This is a genomic window from Granulicella rosea (assembly GCF_900188085.1).
GTDB lineage: Bacteria > Acidobacteriota > Terriglobia > Terriglobales > Acidobacteriaceae > Edaphobacter > Edaphobacter rosea.
Genome location: NZ_FZOU01000002.1, coordinates 548,106 through 564,034, shown reverse-complemented (window position 1 = coordinate 564,034; position 15,929 = coordinate 548,106). Strand labels below are relative to the sequence as shown.

Sequence of the window (15,929 nt, the reverse complement as noted above, 5' to 3'; positions counted from 1 at the left end):
GGGATTTTCGACGTCGAGTGACGGAATCAGGCTCGATTCCGGCGGCCGCGCCAATATGAATATCCCGTGAATCTACCCCGTAAGTGGTAGGAATTTATCGTTCCGTTACATGAACTGGGAAGAATCGAGTTCAAAGAGCAACTGACACCGAGAGCGCAGGGCGGCGAGGCCGTGCCCATGCGTCACTCCTTGCCGGCATTGTTCTTGTAACCCAGAGAGGTTCCATGACGAAGCAGATGAAGGCCGCCCTGACCGCTGTGCTGATCGCAGGCACGCTGTCCGCGCAGGCGCAGACTACGACGACTCCCACGGCGAAGAAGAAGGCGAAGACCTCGAAGACCGCCAAGAAGGCAAAGGCTCCCGCCGAAAGCGCCCTTACCCGTGAACTGCGCGAGATGCGCGAGAAGCAGGCGGCTCAGCAGGCACAGATCGATAGCCTGAGCCAGCAGGTAGCGGCCAAGGATGCCGCCCTTGCGACGGCACAGAGCTCCGCGGCCAAGGCCGAGAGCGATGCCCAGACCGCGAACGCCCAGGTTCAGGGCGTTTCGAGTAGCGTACAGGCCAACACGGATGCGGTGAACTCCGTCAAGTCCGACGTCAGCGACCTGAAGACCGCGAATGTCGGCCTCGCGACGACGATCAGCGCTACCAAGACCGAGCTGACCGAGAAGATCGACAGCCCGCTGGCCCTGCACTACAAGGGCATCACCATCACGCCGGTTGCGTTCTTCGCCTTCGAAGGCGTGTGGCGCGAGCGTTCGGTGAACTCGGACATCAACACCCCCTTCAACTCCATCCCGTTCCCGGGCGCGACCGAAGGCCATGTCAGCGAGCTGAACTTCTCCGGACGCCAGAGCCGCCTCGGCGGTTTGTTCGAAGGCAACGCCGGTACGTTCAAGCTGTCGGGTTACTTCGAAGCCGACTTCCTCGGCACGGGCACCTCGTCGAACAATAACCAGTCTGACAGCTATGTCCTGCGCCAGCGCCAGATCTGGGGCCAGGCCGCAACCCAGGGCGGCTTCACCGTCACTGGCGGTCAGATGTGGTCGCTCGTCACCGAAGACGGCAAAGGCGCGGACAACCGCACCGAGAAGCTGCCGAACACGGTCGACCCCCAGTACATGGTCGGCTTCTCGTGGACGCGTCAGCCAGCTCTCCGCCTTCAGCAGAAGTTCGGCGACTATAAGACCGGCGCCTTCACCATCGCGGCGTCCGTCGAGCAGGCGCAGATCACCAACTTTACGGTATCCAGCACGGTCAGCGCGGCGATTCCGGTCCAGTACTTCTTCGGCGGTCCCGGACAGAACGGCGGTCTGTACAACGCTGCCGGCAACATCGGCAACGGCAATACCGCCAGCACGTCCGGCATTACCAACTACGCGAACAACGTCGCTCCCGACCTCGTGTTCAAGGCCGCCTACGACAACAAGTACAGCCACTTCGAACTGGGTGGTCTCGCCCGCTTCCTCCGCGACTACTACTACTCGGTGACCTCGCTGACCGGCACGGCCGCCTTGCCGGTCTACGCCTACGGCTCGGTGGAGCAGCACAACACTAAGTCTGCCGGCGGCGTCTTCGGCAGCGCGCGGGCTTCGGCCAGCAAGTATTTGGATGTTGCGATTCAGGGTATGGCCGGCACCGGCGTAGGCCGTTACGGCTCCGCCCAGCTCGCCGACGCGACTCTGCGTCCGGATGAGACGATCGAGCCCATCAAGAACTACCACGGTATGTTCTCGCTCGAAAGCCACCCGACGAAGAAGCTCGACGTTTACTCCTACTACGGTGGCGAGTACGCCAAGCGGACGATCTACGCGGTCAATCCGACTGGCGGCGGAACCGACCTCATCGGCTACGGCGCGCCGAACCTCAGCGACACCGGATGCTACACACCTGCGACGAACGTCGTCTCCGGCGGCAGCGCGGGCAGCGACGGTTCGCTCTCCACGGTCGGCTCCTGCGCCTCGCCGACCAAGTACATCCAGGAAGGCATGATCGGCTTCACCTACCGCGTCGTCAACAGCCCGAAGTTTGGCCGCCTGCAGTATCAGGCGACTTACAGCCTGATCCAGCGCCAGCTCTGGTCTGGCGTCGGCAGCGCGACCACCCCGGTCAGCCCGCGTGCCCAGGACAGCATGATCCACTTCGGCATGCGTTACTACATTCCGTAAACAGCACTTCCTTTCGCAAAGAGGCGCCCGCAACCGGGGCGCCTCTTCTTTTTGCGTCGTAATTTCATGGAAGTTGCGAAGATTCACAGCCGGTGGTCAGTCCAATTTGATAGGCTGCTTAGGTTGGACGTGTTGCGTTGTTTGCAGTTCGAAATTCGGAAGTATTCAGGACGGGTCAATCATGTTGCATGAGCATAGGCTTTTCCCTGCGGAGGGCGCGGCCCGTTCGGTCGCCGCCAAGCTGTACGAGACAGTGAAAGATCTGCCGATCATCTCTCCCCACGGCCACACCGATCCGCAGTGGTTCGCGGAGAACAAGCCGTTTCCGAATCCGACGGCGCTGTTTCTGCAGCCGGACCACTATATCTTCCGCATGCTCTACTCGCAGGGCATTCCGCTGGAGTCGCTGGGCGTACCGCAGGGCGGCGCCAAGGGCGATCCAGCCGCAGCCGGTCAGGTCGACCCGCGCGAGGCCTGGCGCATCTTCGCGAAGAACTACTTCCTCTTCCGCGGTACGCCGACCCGCATCTGGCTGGACTACGCGTTTTCGACCCTCTTCGGTCTGACCGAGCGCCTGGGCCCGGGCAACGCAGACGAGTACTACGAGATCATCGCGGCCAAACTGAATACGCCGGAGTTTCTGCCGCGCGCGCTCTTCGACCGGTTCAAGATCGAGGTGCTCGCCACCACCGACGCCGCCGTCGACGATCTGAAGTGGCACCAGCAGATCAAGGACTCCGGCTGGGGCGGGCGCGTGTTGCCCACCTTCCGCCCCGATGCCGTCATCGACGCCGAGTACCTCGGCTTCCAGGAGAACATCCAGAAGCTGGGCGAGATCGCCGGCGAGGACGTCGCGACCTACAAGGGCTACCTGAACGCCCTGCGCAAGCGCCGCGCCTTCTTCAAGAGCATGGGCGCCACCGCGACCGACCACGGCCACCTGACCGCGCTGACCGCCGATCTCTCCGAGACCGACGCGTCGAACCTCTACGCCCGCATCTACTCGGGCAAGACGCAGCCTGGCGATGTGGAGCTCTTCCAGGCGCAGATGCTGACCGAGATGGCCGGCATGAGCGTCGAAGATGGCCTTACGATGCAGCTACATCCGGGCAGTGTCCGCAACCATAACTTGAAGGTTTACGAGAAGTTCGGACGCGACAAGGGCGCCGATATTCCGTCTCCGACCGAGTATGTGCGCAGCCTGCGTCCGCTGCTCTCAAAGTACGGCAACGAGCCGAACTTCACCATGATCCTCTTCACGCTGGACGAGACGACCTACTCGCGCGAGCTGGCCCCGCTGGCCGGACACTACCCCTGCCTGCGCCTCGGCCCAAGCTGGTGGTTCCACGACTCGCCCGAGGGCATGATGCGCTTCCGCGAGCAGGCCACCGAGACAGCCGGCTTCTACAACACGGTCGGCTTCAACGACGATACGCGCGCGTTCCTGTCGATCCCGGCACGGCACGACGTGGCTCGCCGGGTGGACTCGGCGTTCCTTGGTCGGCTCGTGGCAGAGCATCGTCTGGACGAGGATGAGGCGTTCGAGCTGATTCAGGACCTGACGGTGAACCTGGTGCGGAAGGCTTACCGGCTGTAGATAACTTGAATCTTCTTCTTGGATGAGGCGAGAGATGTCCTTTAGTATGAATCCGCTTGCTCTCGCCTCATCGATCTGGGATGAAGTCGTGAGCGGTGTATGGCAGCGAGAGTTCGGTAGCCATCCCACACCTCCGGAACTGCACCATTATGCAAAGCTGCCCGCTGTATTGGGAATCATCGAGAATCAATGTTTTTGGTCTAAATCTCTGGCAGACCAAGAGGACTCAACAGAATTGAGCCATGGTATCGGCTGGATGCAAGATGAGCTTGAACGGCGGCTCCCGCTCGGGCTACCGTTTTTCGCGAAGGCTGTATTAGAGGAAATTCCGGCTTTTCTCAAGAGTAGAAAGTCGTGGACATTCATCACCTGTTTCTGCGATGAAGACGCGTCAGACTACCATTGGAAGAGGTTTGGCAACTTTAGGCTGACTTTGCCATTTTCAAGCTCCATAGAGTACGGCCTTCAATCGAGTGCTTGGGGAAGCGAAAGGTGGTATCAGCCTGTTATTTATGACCATACTGAGCAGGGAAGAATCGTTTCTGAATCAGTCGATGCAATTCTGAGAGCAATTCAGCGATTCACAGTTGGCGATCCCGGAGGTCCTTGGATTCAGTCGATGGCGAAGGAATGCGCAAGAGACGCTGGCCAATTGCTTTTAGTTTTGCTCGCCGGATTCAAAAACAAAATTTATGAGGCGGAAAAGGAGTGGCGATTGGTGACGACTCCGAAGTTCGCGATTGCCTCATCGGCCCCCAAGATGTCCGATGAGGGATTCGCACGAGCGATTCTACAAAACCCACGGCGTATCGAGCTGAAATTGCCTTCCAGAAACGATCAGTACGGCAGATGGATGCGGCCGGGACTGCCGTTCACTAAGGTGAAGCAGTATCCGAAGGTATTTAGTTCAACGGCCCATGAAGAAATTCGAAATCTCATGTCTAAGCACGATTTCGTTGATGTTGAATGTAGCTAGCTTTCCAATCACTGCGCAGTCTTTATGAAGTTTAGGATAGATATCAAATGAGTTTATTTTTCAGCGCCGGATCGCCCACCACCGAACTGTCTCCGGCTGAGGTCAAGGCCGGTCTATTCAGCGCGCTCGAACAACTGGGCGCGAAGAACCGCGTCCTGGCTGTGCCGCCGGATTTCACCCGCTTTCACTCACAGGCCGGTGTGCTGACCGACTATGCCTACGAGTTCTACGGCGACAAGATGGCCGACGTGCTGCCCGCCCTTGGCACGCACAAGGCGATGACCGACAAGGAGCTGGCGACGATGTTTCCCGGCACGCCGCGCGATCTCTTTCGCGTACACGACTGGCGGAACGACATCGTCACGCTGGGCGAGGTTCCGGGCGAGTTCATGTTCGAGGTTTCCGAGGGCAAGCTGGACTACACCTGGCCCGCGCAGGTGAACAAGCTGCTGCGAGACGGCGGCCACGACCTGATCCTGTCCATCGGGCAGGTGGTGCCGCACGAGGTCGTCGGCATGGCGAACGGTTCGAAGAACATCTTCGTCGGCACAGGCGGCGTGATGGGCATCCACCGCTCGCACTTCCTTGGCGCGGTCTACGGGATGGAGCGCATGATGGGCCGCGCGGATACGCCTGTCCGCCGCGTGCTGAACTATGCGAGCGAGCACTTCGCGACATCGCTTCCGCAGATTGTGTATGTGCAGACAGTCGTCAACAAGAACGCGGAAGGAAAGCTCGTCATCCGCGGCATGTACATCGGCGACGACAACGAGTGCTTCGAGCTGGCCGCGGCGCTCAGCCTGAAGTGCAACTTTTTGATGATGGACCGCGAGATCAAGAAGGCGGTCGTCTTCCTCGATCCGCACGAGTTCCACTCCACCTGGCTGGGCAACAAGAGCGTCTACCGCACGCGCATGGCGCTCGCCGACGACGCGGAGCTGATCGTGCTGGCGCCGGGCGTGAACACCTTCGGCGAGGACGGCGCGATCGACCTGCTGATCCGCAAGTACGGCTACTGCGGCACGCCCGGTACGCTCGAAGCGGTGAAGAACGACGCCGACTTGGCGGGCAATCTGAGCGCGGCGGCTCACCTGATCCATGGTTCGAGCGAGGGCCGTTTCACCATCCGGTACTGCCCGGGCCACCTGACGCAGGCCGAGATCGAGGGCGTTCACTTCGCCTACGGCGACCTGGCCGAGTACACCGCGAAGTACGATCCCGAGGTTCTGGTCGACGGCTGGAACATGGTCGACGGCGAGGAGATCTTCTACATCTCGAACCCCGCGCTCGGCCTGTGGGCGTACGAAGGCCGTTTTAAGGACTGATGTAGTTGCGGGTTTTGCCATCGTGCCGGTATGCTTGGTGGCGGTGAATGTCCAAATTGGTTAGACCATTTTTGGTTGTTCGATTCGGGTAGGACTGCAAGAGCAGCGGAATACGGAGAGTGTGATGAGTGACGGTTTGAAGCTTCCCAAGTTTTCGGTCGGTACAGGCGACCGGTTTGCGCACCAGGCAAAAGCGCAGCTTACTGCGTGTATCCTCGCGGCTGACGCGGGTGTCGAGGTCGTTCCGGTGTGGAACAAGTCCAACCGCGAGCACATGATTATCGGTTCGGAGCCCAGCGCGACCCGCGCGGCCGCCGACGCAGCGGTAAAGGAGCTTGGCTGGACCAAGCCATACTTCCTCGATGCGGACCACATTAACCTTAAGACGGTCGGCCGCTTCCTCGACCCGTGCGACTTCTTCACGCTCGACGTGGCCGACCTGATCGGTCAGCCGGCGAAGGATGAGGATGTGACGGCGTTCCTGTCGGCCCATCCGGAGCTGGTCGGCACCGTGACCATTCCTCACGTCGACGAGCCGTTCAAGACCGATAAGGCCTTCGTCGAGGGCGTGGCGCACAAGTTCCTCGCGGCCGTGAAGCATGCGGGCGAGATCTACCGCCTTCTGCTCGAGAACAAGGGCGCGGGGCGCTTCGTGCCGGAGATCTCGATGGACGAGACCGACTATCCGCAGACGCCGGTCGAGCTGCTCATCATTCTGGCCATGATCGCGGACGAGAAGATTCCGATCCAGACGATCGCGCCGAAGTTCACCGGCCGCTTCAACAAGGGCGTCGACTACGTCGGCGATGTCGCCCAGTTCACCAAGGAGTTCAACGAGGATCTGGCGGCAATTCAGTACGCCATCTCGAAGTATGGCCTGCCGGATAACCTGAAGCTCAGCGTTCACTCGGGCTCGGACAAGTTTTCGATCTACAAGGCGATCTACGAGGGCGCCAAGCGCTTCAACATGGGCGTTCACCTGAAGACGGCGGGCACGACCTGGCTCGAAGAGCTGATCGGCCTGGCTGAGGCTGGCGGTTCGGGGCTCGAAATCGCCAAGGAGGTCTACGCCGAGGCGTTCGCTCACTCGGCTGAGCTCTGCGCGCCCTATGCGACCGTGATCGACATCGATCCGGCGAAGCTGCCGACGCCCGAAGAGGTGAATGGCTGGACCAGCGAGCAGTACACCTCCGCGCTCCGGCACGACCAGTCGAACCCGGCCTACAACCAGAGCTTTCGCCAGTTGCTGCACGTTGGCTTCAAGGTGGCGGCGAAGATGGGCCGCAAGTACCTCGATGCGCTCGAGGCCAACGAGGAAATCGTTGCCAAGAACGTGACGACGAATCTCTTCGAGCGCCACATCAAGCCGGTCTTCCTCGGCCTGTAAAAAGGGTGTAGGGTACAAAGGGGTAGGGTGTGAGACACCTTGCCCCTTTTCAACTTCATACGGGGATTTGGAATGATTGTTGTTTTGATGGGGGTTAGCGGATCGGGCAAGACGACCATCGGCACACGCCTGGCGGAGCAGATCGCCGCGGGATTCGCCGATGCGGACGACTACCATCCGTTGGCGAACAAGCAGAAGATGGCTGCGGGCAATCCGCTGAACGACGAAGATCGTCAGCCGTGGCTCGAGACGTTGAACGAGCTGATGAAGGGCTGGTACAAGGACGGCAAGGGTGGCGTGCTGGCCTGCTCGGCGTTGAAGGCGAAGTACCGCGATACGCTGGCGTCCGGAATGCCGCATGGCGCGGTCACGTTCGTGCATCTGGATGGCTCGAAGGACATGATTGCGGAGCGGCTCGCAGCCCGGTCGCACGAGTACATGAACCCGAAGCTGCTGGAGAGCCAGCTGGCGACGCTCGAACCGCCGACGGACGCCTTCACCATCGTCAACGACCGCACGCCGGACGAGATTGTGGCCGACATCCTGGCCCACGTCGCCGGAATTCGCACCAGTTTGAAGTAAACGAAAAATACGAAAGAGAGAATCATGGGACATCCGCTGTTCGATCTGAAGGGCAAGGTTGCGGTAGTAGTGGGCGGTACCTCCGGCATTGGGCTGGCGATGGCGATCGGTCTGGCTGAGGCGGGCGCGGACGTGGTGGCGACCTCGCGCCGGCAGGAGCAGGTGGATGAGGCTGCGGCAACGATCGAGTCCAAGGGTGTAAAGGCGCTGCGTCTGACCTCGGACGTGGGCGACCGCGCCAGCCTGCAGACGCTGTGCGACGAGACGCTCAAGGCCTTCGGTAAGGTCGATATCCTCATCAACTGCGCGGGCAAGATCAAGCGCGAGCCGACCCTGACCGTCTCCGAAGAGACCTGGGACGACATCATGGACACGAACGTGACCGGCACGCTGCGCGCCTGCCAGATCTTCGGCAAGGTCATGATCGAAAAGGGTTACGGCCGCATCATCAACATTGCGTCGCTGAATACGTTCGTCAGCCTGAAGGAAGTGACCGCCTATGCGGCGAGCAAGGCGGCGGTCGGCGCGCTGACCAAGTCGCTGGCGGTGGAGTGGTCATCGCTGGGGGTGACGGTAAACGCAATCGCCCCGGGCGTCTTCCGCACGGCGCTGAACCAGAAGCTGCTGGACGAGAGCGAGCGCGGCAAGGAGCTGCGCATGCGTACTCCGATGGGTCGCTTCGGCAAGACCGAGGAACTCGTCGGCTCGGCGATCTATCTCGCGAGCGACGCCTCGAGCTTCGTCACCGGTGAGATTCTGGTCGTCGACGGCGGCTTCCTGGCGAGCGGCGTCAACCAGTAAAGACGGATAGATACGAAAAAGGCCGGGACGGATATCCGTTCCGGCCTTTCCGTTTGGATCCAGGAATTGCGACGGGTGAGAAGAAGCTGGCCCGAGTTTGACTCCGGCTGGTTCGACCGAACGATTCCAAGTCAGCACCGTTCCCAGGCCAAAGTCTTAGTGGGTGACGCGGAGTGTCTTCTTCACCCGAATCTTAGTCGGGTCGTAGCGCAGGACCGCGATGCTGGGCGGGATGATCGCGAGCAACACCAGTATTCCTGCGGTAATTTCGGCTGTATCCAGTGGTCCCTGGAGGCGCAGCATGGAGAGTCCAGCGGCGACGGCAAGGATGGAAAACACGATATTGAAGCGTGCAACGGGTTTGGCCCAGGATCTTTCCTCGAACGGGAGCATGGCGTACCTTCTTTCCGGTCGTATAGTTGCGCGGCCTGGAACGATCTTCCTTACTTTTGATGCACGTTTCGAGCAGCGCGTGCGATCAGCGTAGAAGTGTAGGCCGCTCCGAAGCCGTTGTCTATATTGACAACGGAAATGTTGGGACTGCAGGAGTTAAGCATGCCCAGCAGCGCTGCCGCTCCGCCGAAGCTCGCGCCGTAACCAACCGAGGTCGGCACGGCGATGACCGGAACGCCAACCAGACCGCCGACCACCGAGGGCAGCGCGCCCTCCATTCCTGCGCAGACGATGACTACATCGGCGGCGGCAAGCTGGTCCTTTACGGCCAGCAGCCGGTGCAACCCGGCGACGCCCACATCATAGAGCCGAATGACCTTCGCGCCGAAGATCTCGGCGGTGACGGCTGCCTCCTCCGCCACCGGCAGGTCGCTCGTGCCCGCGCAGAGCACGGCGATGGTCCCTCCGGTCTCGCCCGCGACAGCGGAGCCGGGAAGCGTGACGCAGCGCGCAAGAGCGTGGTACTCGGCTGCGGGAACCGCCTGCGCGATGGCCGCGTAGGCCTCGGGCGTCGCGCGGGTCGCGAGCACGGCCACGCCCGAGGCGGCGAGGCTGGCGAAGATTTCAGCGGTCTGGGCGGGCGTCTTTCCCGCGGCATAGACGACCTCCGGCAGGCCGGTGCGCAGGCTGCGATGGTGGTCGACGCGGGTGTGGCCGAGGTCTTCGAAGGGCAGGGTAGCGAGCCGCTCTGACGCGGCCTCGGGGGTGGTGTCGCCGCGCTGGACAGCGGCGAGGAGTTCGAGCAGAGATGCTGGTGTCATGAAAGGGCCTTGATATCGTGAAGCCGCGGATCGTCGGCAAGGTATAGGTCGATGAAGACTCGGAAGCTCGTGCAGATTGGCGAGTACGCCGTAGTTCCCCAATGCACCACTTCGCCAATTTGAGAGGCATCGCCCCTTATTCGAATGGCGTAGGCATAGCAGATTTGCAGGTAGTCGGCGAAGATCAGAAAGTCTTCCGGACGAAAGTGGGCAGGCGCAGTGAACAGGGAGCCATCACCCATTGCAATCCATGGCTTTTCGGATCCCAGTTTCAGCCCGAAAAGAGAGTAGAAGTCGAAGTACTCCCGATCCCCGTTGGGACCAGTACCGGAAACTTCGAGCAGGTACCGGCGGAATTCATCCGGTAGACGGATGCCCAACGATCTTTCGAACGCGGCGACATCCTCTTCTGTGGCAGGAGCGATTGGAATACCCTGACGCTCCCAGAATTCGACTAGATCGCGGTATTTTGCCGACTTGAAGTAAAAAAGGGCCACAACCCACGATAACTCTTCCTGCGCTTCGCTTGGGCGAGTGATCATGGGGCGCCCTATCGGTTGGCGTAGGCTGCGGTCGCGGCTTGCAGGACCAGCTTGACCGGGGCGTTGTGAGCGAGCGCAGCGGCGCGGCAGTCTTCAAATTCCGGGGTTGCGTTCAAGGCTTCGCCTGCCTGTGAGCCGACCTTCACGCGGATCGGGCCGTAGGGCGTCTCGACGGTCACGTGGGCGCGGTCGAGGATGGCGCGTCGGTCCTGCCGGATGCGCAGGCCGAGGGTGGTGGTCTCGCGCAGGAGAAGTTGGGCGAAACGATCCTGGTCGACCGGGTTGCAGAGGACCGTGAGCAGGCTGCCCGGCCGGCCCTTCTTCATGATGACCGGCGTCAGCATTACGTCCAGCGCGCCTTCGGCCAGCACCCGCTCGGCGACGTGCGCGAGGAGCTGGCCGGTGATGTCGTCGAGCGCGGCTTCGAGTACGGTCACGGTTTCGAGGCCCGCCGGTTCGGCTGTGTCCCCGATGCTGAGGCGCAAGACGTTGGGGAAGCCGGGCGGATTGCGCGTGCCGGCGCCGTAGCCGATACGATCGACCGTCATCGCAGGTTGCGGCCCGAAGGCAGGCGAGAGCGCGCGAAGGAGCGCCGCCCCGGTCGGGGTCACCAGCTCTTTCTGGATGTGCGCCGAGTAGGTGGGGGCGCCGCGCAGCAGGTCCGCCGTGGCGGGCGCGGGTACGGGAAAGGTTCCGTGCGCGCACTTGACCATGCCGCCGCCGACGTTCAGGGGCGAGCTGTGCCACGCGCCGATCTTCAGCCAGCAGATGCCCGCGCTGGCGGCGACGATGTCCACGATGGCGTCGACCGCGCCGACCTCGTGGAAGTGGATCTCGTCGACCGGGACGTTGTGGATGCGAGCCTCGGACGATCCGAGCAACTCGAAGGTCCGGATCGCCAGCGCCTTCGCCTCGGGCGCCAGCCGGGCGGCCTGAATCATTGCGCGGATCTCCGTCAGCGAGCGGCCATGGACGTGTGAATGATCTTCCGGCCCGTCCGTCTCCAGGGCGGCGTGCGGCTGACCGGCCTGGTGCGGGTGCGAGTGGGCTACGGACCGCCGGGGTTCGGCGACCGTTTTTTCGGCTGGCTCTGCGCCGTCGAATACGTCCACCTTCGCGGCCGAGATGCCGCTGCGGTCGACTCGCTCGATCCTGAGCGATGCTCCAAGGTTCAGGGCGGCGACGGCTTCGTGCAGCACCTCGGGCGGGACGCCCGCGTCGAGCAGGGCGCCGAGCATCATGTCGCCGGAGATGCCCGCGAAGCAGTCGAGGTAGGCGATGCGCATGTGTGGTTCCTCTACGGGCGGGCGGGGGCGATGGCGCTCGCCGGGAGCATGTCGTTCATCGAGCCGGAGCGGTAGCCCTGGGTGTCGAGCGTCGTATAGAGGAAGCCGGCGCCACGCACGGCGGAGGTGATGCGGTCGAGCGTCGCCAGGTTCAGGGCCTTCGGCAAGTCCTCGCGGGCGATCTCGATGCGCGCAAGGTCGCCGTGGTGGCGCACGCGGACCTGCGGGAAGCCCAGCCGGTGCAGGGCGTCTTCCGCTTGTTCGACCTGGGCGAGGTTGGCGGCGGTGACGGTGCGTCCATACTCGATGCGGCTGGAGAGGCAGGCGCTGGCGGGCTTGTCGGCGATGGAGAGGCCGGCCTCGCGGGCGAGTGCGCGAATCTCCGCCTTGGCAAGACCCGCGGTGACGAGCGGAGCGAGCGCCCCGTGCTGCTGCGCCGCCTGCTGGCCGGGGCGGAAGTCGCCCTTGTCGTCTAGGTTCATCCCGTAAGCAAGGTGGGCGAAGCCGAGTTCGCGCCGCGTGGTCTCCATCTGGGTGAAGAGCTCGTCCTTGCAGTGGAAGCAGCGGCGGCTATCGTTGCGTGCGTAGTCGGGCTGGTCGAGCTCGTTGGTCTGGAGGATGTGGGTCGGAATGCCGTGCGCGGCGGTGAACGCCAGCGCCGCGGCAAGCTCGGCGCGAGGCAGGGACGCGGAGTCGGCGATGACCGCGAGCATCCGGTCGCCCAGCGCGCGGTGCGCCGCGTAGGCCAGGTAAGCCGAGTCGGCGCCGCCAGAGTAAGCGACCAGCAGCGAGCCCAGTTCGGTGAGGGTCCGGCTCAGCAGCGCGGATTTTTCCTGCAGATTCATCTCTTTCGATTGTAGGGCAAGCGCTGAACTCACTGGATGCCGGCCCATATCTCCGGGTCGACCGGAACGCCCAGGCGGAGGTTCTCCTCACGCAGGCGGAGGGTTTGTTCGCCGGGATATCTTGCCGGTCTGGCGGGGTCGATCGGCGTGGCCTGTTTCAGGTCGTAGAGGATGCCCTCGGCGATCTGGTGCAGCTCCTCCGGCGAGGCCACGGCGGAGGGATCGACCGCGATGAAGACCTGCGAGATGTTGTACTCGCGCAGCGGATCCTTGTCGATGGCATGCGTGCCGGGGTTACCGGTCAGCATCGCGGCCATCAGGTCGAGCGTCATGGCGAGGCCGGAGCCCTTCCAGAAGCCGATGGGCAGAGGCCGCTGCGAGGCCTCGATGGCGGCGGGATCGGTCGTCAGTTCGCCTGCCGTATCGTAGCCGCCGGGGACGGGAAGCTGCGCGCCTCGCTTCGCATACTGGGTCATCGTGCCGTAGGAGAACTGGCTCATCGCGAGGTCGACGACGACCGGTCCGCCCGGACGAGGAATCGCGAGCACCAGCGGATTGTTCCCCAGCACCGGCGTCGTCGTACCCCAGGCGGGCAGATTCGGCAGGGTATTCGACCAGCAGATGGCGAAGAGGCCTTCGTTCGCGGCCTGCCAGCCGTAGCTGCCGCCGCGCATCCAGTGGCTCGTGCTGGCGAGCGCGACCATGCCGATGCCGTGCGTGCGCGCGAGCGTCATGGCGCGGTCCATCGCGGCCCACGCGTTCAGATTGCCCGGCCCGTGGCCGCCGTCCCAGCGCTCGAGACCGCCGATGCCGGAGACGCGCACGGGCTTGGCGTGGATGTTCACGATGCCATTCCGCACCGTCGCGAGGAAGCGCGGGAAGCGCGCAAGCCCATGGGTGTAAACGCCGTCGCAGGTGGTCTCGGCGAAGAGCTTCGCGCAGCGGTGAGCACGGTCGGGCGAGAAGCCCTCGGCCAGGAGCGAGCGTTCGAGTGCGGATTCTAGTTCGGCGTAGGGGACTCGCAGCATGTGTTTCCTTTGGCGGCTAGTTTCGCTGAAGCATCCGGTTCAACATGTGAATGCAGTTATGAACTTGCTGCATCTCCGTTTCCGTCAGCTCATCTCGGGCGAAGGCACGGATATTTTCCAAAGCGATTTTCAACTCGGCAAATGAATCGGTTAGCTGCGAGGTCAGTGGGTATGCCTGCAGAATAAAGCGGAGTGCATTCAGGCAGCGACGATCGCACCAGGCTCCACTAATCCACCTAACGTGGAGACTAAATCCTCAGGCGAGTTCATTTCAGCGCACCAGCGCGGGCAGACGGTCGCTCGCCCCGATCAGAAAGACGACGCCGATAGCGAAGCTATACACCGCCGTCAGCGAGGTAAGAGCAGTCTGCAGGCGTGGGCGATGTTGACTGCCGGCGAACAGGCCGGAGGCGCTGGCGGTCATCAATGTATTCATGGCAACGAGACCGAGCAGGAAGCAGGCGAGTCCAAGAAAGCCGCGGCTGGTCCCGCCCAGGTTAGCCGCCAGCAGGAAGAGCATGAGCTGCGAGGGCGTCTCCGCGCCGAGCCCGTGAATGATGCCGACGGTGAAGACGGAGCTGCGGTCGTACTTGAAGGCGAAGGGGGCGGGCCTGACCAGCGCAGGGTCGGCGATGCGGCGGACGCGCCAGTTGGCGTAGCGGGCGCCCGAGACGAGCAGTGCAATGCGGCTCTGGGGAACATGGCGGTGCAGGTCCACCGGCTTGCGGCGCAGGAAGCTGACCAGCACATACACGGCGAGCACGATCAGAGTGGCGCCCACAAGCCGCTCGCCGACGGCGTCGATGTGGGCCGGCAGCCCAACGTGCAGAAAGATGACCGCAGAACCCAGCGCGGCGACGGTGAGCGCGTGGCCCAGCGCATACAGCAAACCCAGCTTCATGGCGTTGCGCCAATGAAGCTGGGTGCTGGTGATATCGGTGATCGCCGCAAGGTGATCGTAGTCGAAGCCGTGGCGCAGGCCCAGAAGGGTACAGGAGAGGAGCGCGAGCTCGAGCGAATGAGACATCTGCGTCTAGCCTACGGGGTTCGCTCGGACTCGCGCAAGCCGGTTACTGCTTTGCCTCGACCGCATGCGGCTCCAGGCTCTCGCGGGAGTGATCGAAGGCGCGTGTGGACTGCTCATGAGCGAGACGCGTCAGCTCATGCGCCGTGCGGTGATCGCCCTTCTCGTGCGCGACGGCTGCGGCGGTGTGAGCGTGTGCTGCGAGGTTGTGCAACTCGGCGGTGCGATCGTGCGTGCTCTGGGGCATAGTGTTTCTCCTGCCCATAGGATGCCGAAACGCACCGCCGTGGCGGGCCTGTTGCCTGAACAGATCGCTAACGTTACACGCGCTGTACGTTAGCGGCCCATCCATCCGCCGTCGACCGTCACGATGGACCCGGTGACGTAATCGCTGGCGCGCGAGGCAAGGAACAGCGCGGCGCCGGTCAGGTCTTCGGGCTGACCCCAGCGGCCGGCCGGGATGCGCTCGAGGATCTGGCGATTGCGGGTCTCGTCGGCCTGCAGCGCCTCGGTGTTGGTCGTCGCGAAGTAACCCGGCGCGATCGCATTCACCTGGATGCCCTTGGGCGCCCACTCGTTCGCCAGCGCCTTGGTCAACTGCGCGACGCCGCCCTTGCTCGACGCATACGCCGGCACGCGGATGCCACCCTGGAAGCTGAGCAGCGAGGCGATGTTGACGATCTTGCCCTTCGCCTCGCGCGCGATCACGTCGCGTGCAAGCAGTTGCGAAAGCTGGAAGACGCTCGTGAGATTCACCTGCAGCACCTGCTGCCAGGATTCGAGCGTCGTGTCGACGGCGGCGTCGCGGTGGATGGTGCCGGCATTGTTGATCAGGATGTCGAGCTTGCCGAACTTCGCGACGGCCTGGGCGAAGAGCTCCTTCGGCCCATCGACCGACCCGAGATCGGCCTGGAAGGCCTCGGCCTTGCCGCCCGCCGCGACGATCGCTGCGGCGGTCTTTTCCGCGGGGCGGCTGTTGCCGTGCGTGGCGACGGCCGCGCCGGCCTGCGCCAGCGCAATGGCGATCGCCGCGCCAAGACCGCTGGAGGAACCGGTTACGAGGGCTACCTTGTCGTCGAGACGGAAGAGTTCATTTACGTTTGACATGATGTGGTCACTTTACTGCATCCTCCGTGCGGTTGGGAACGTGCGCG

At 62.9% G+C, this 15,929-nt stretch carries 16 protein-coding genes; 7 read left to right on the top strand and 9 right to left on the bottom strand.

Annotated elements, in window-relative coordinates:
* Nucleotides 1–224: 224 nt before the first annotated feature.
* From CHB87_RS08465 to CHB87_RS08435, 7 genes are all read left to right on the top strand, one after another.
* Nucleotides 225–2,168 (top strand): hypothetical protein, encoded by a 1,944-nt coding sequence (locus CHB87_RS08465; protein WP_089407962.1) that lies wholly within the window; start codon nucleotides 225–227, stop codon nucleotides 2,166–2,168.
* Between the two features lie 181 nt (nucleotides 2,169–2,349).
* Nucleotides 2,350–3,765, top strand: a complete 1,416-nt coding sequence (gene uxaC, locus CHB87_RS08460; protein ID WP_089407961.1) for a glucuronate isomerase — start codon at nucleotides 2,350–2,352, stop codon at nucleotides 3,763–3,765.
* Nucleotides 3,766–3,799: 34 nt separating this feature from the next.
* Nucleotides 3,800–4,741: a hypothetical protein gene (locus CHB87_RS08455; protein ID WP_142988278.1), complete on the top strand. Its 942-nt coding sequence runs from the start codon at nucleotides 3,800–3,802 to the stop codon at nucleotides 4,739–4,741.
* Between the two features lie 47 nt (nucleotides 4,742–4,788).
* On the top strand, nucleotides 4,789–6,066 hold the full coding sequence (locus CHB87_RS08450) for a nickel-dependent putative hexonate epimerase (protein WP_089407959.1): 1,278 nt from the start codon (nucleotides 4,789–4,791) through the stop codon (nucleotides 6,064–6,066).
* 124 nt (nucleotides 6,067–6,190) lie between these two features.
* Complete coding sequence (locus CHB87_RS08445; RefSeq protein ID WP_089407958.1) at nucleotides 6,191–7,453, top strand: tagaturonate epimerase family protein; 1,263 nt, start codon at nucleotides 6,191–6,193, stop codon at nucleotides 7,451–7,453.
* Between the two features lie 72 nt (nucleotides 7,454–7,525).
* Nucleotides 7,526–8,035, top strand: a complete 510-nt coding sequence (locus CHB87_RS08440) for a gluconokinase (protein WP_089407957.1) — start codon at nucleotides 7,526–7,528, stop codon at nucleotides 8,033–8,035.
* Between the two features lie 24 nt (nucleotides 8,036–8,059).
* Nucleotides 8,060–8,836, top strand: a complete 777-nt coding sequence (locus tag CHB87_RS08435) for an SDR family NAD(P)-dependent oxidoreductase (RefSeq protein ID WP_089407956.1) — start codon at nucleotides 8,060–8,062, stop codon at nucleotides 8,834–8,836.
* A 156-nt stretch (nucleotides 8,837–8,992) separates the two neighbouring features.
* Here the strand turns inward: CHB87_RS08435 and CHB87_RS08430 are convergent, their stop codons facing one another.
* From CHB87_RS08430 to kduD, 9 genes are all read right to left on the bottom strand, one after another.
* On the bottom strand, nucleotides 8,993–9,229 hold the full coding sequence (locus CHB87_RS08430) for a hypothetical protein (protein ID WP_089407955.1): 237 nt from the start codon (nucleotides 9,227–9,229) through the stop codon (nucleotides 8,993–8,995).
* A 50-nt stretch (nucleotides 9,230–9,279) separates the two neighbouring features.
* Nucleotides 9,280–10,050: a nickel pincer cofactor biosynthesis protein LarB gene (gene larB / locus CHB87_RS08425; RefSeq protein ID WP_089407954.1), complete on the bottom strand. Its 771-nt coding sequence runs from the start codon at nucleotides 10,048–10,050 to the stop codon at nucleotides 9,280–9,282.
* Nucleotides 10,047–10,592, bottom strand: coding sequence for an SMI1/KNR4 family protein (locus tag CHB87_RS08420; RefSeq protein ID WP_089407953.1), 546 nt, complete (start codon nucleotides 10,590–10,592; stop codon nucleotides 10,047–10,049). The genes larB and CHB87_RS08420 overlap by 4 nt, the downstream gene beginning before the upstream one ends.
* 8 nt (nucleotides 10,593–10,600) lie before the next feature.
* Nucleotides 10,601–11,878 (bottom strand): nickel pincer cofactor biosynthesis protein LarC, encoded by a 1,278-nt coding sequence (gene larC, locus CHB87_RS08415; protein WP_089407952.1) that lies wholly within the window; start codon nucleotides 11,876–11,878, stop codon nucleotides 10,601–10,603.
* Nucleotides 11,879–11,889: 11 nt separating this feature from the next.
* Nucleotides 11,890–12,723, bottom strand: a complete 834-nt coding sequence (larE, locus tag CHB87_RS08410; protein ID WP_089407951.1) for an ATP-dependent sacrificial sulfur transferase LarE — start codon at nucleotides 12,721–12,723, stop codon at nucleotides 11,890–11,892.
* A 29-nt stretch (nucleotides 12,724–12,752) separates the two neighbouring features.
* On the bottom strand, nucleotides 12,753–13,751 hold the full coding sequence (gene yiaK, locus CHB87_RS08405; RefSeq protein WP_176441663.1) for a 3-dehydro-L-gulonate 2-dehydrogenase: 999 nt from the start codon (nucleotides 13,749–13,751) through the stop codon (nucleotides 12,753–12,755).
* A 271-nt stretch (nucleotides 13,752–14,022) separates the two neighbouring features.
* The gene (locus tag CHB87_RS08400) at nucleotides 14,023–14,778 is read right to left on the bottom strand and encodes a hypothetical protein (RefSeq protein WP_089407950.1); all 756 of its coding nucleotides are present in this window, start codon (nucleotides 14,776–14,778) and stop codon (nucleotides 14,023–14,025) included.
* A gap of 43 nt (nucleotides 14,779–14,821) precedes the next feature.
* A complete protein-coding gene (locus tag CHB87_RS08395; protein ID WP_089407949.1) occupies nucleotides 14,822–15,022 on the bottom strand; it encodes a hypothetical protein in 201 nt (66 codons plus the stop codon).
* 89 nt (nucleotides 15,023–15,111) lie between these two features.
* Complete coding sequence (kduD, locus tag CHB87_RS08390; protein ID WP_089407948.1) at nucleotides 15,112–15,882, bottom strand: 2-dehydro-3-deoxy-D-gluconate 5-dehydrogenase KduD; 771 nt, start codon at nucleotides 15,880–15,882, stop codon at nucleotides 15,112–15,114.
* Nucleotides 15,883–15,929 lie beyond the last annotated feature (47 nt).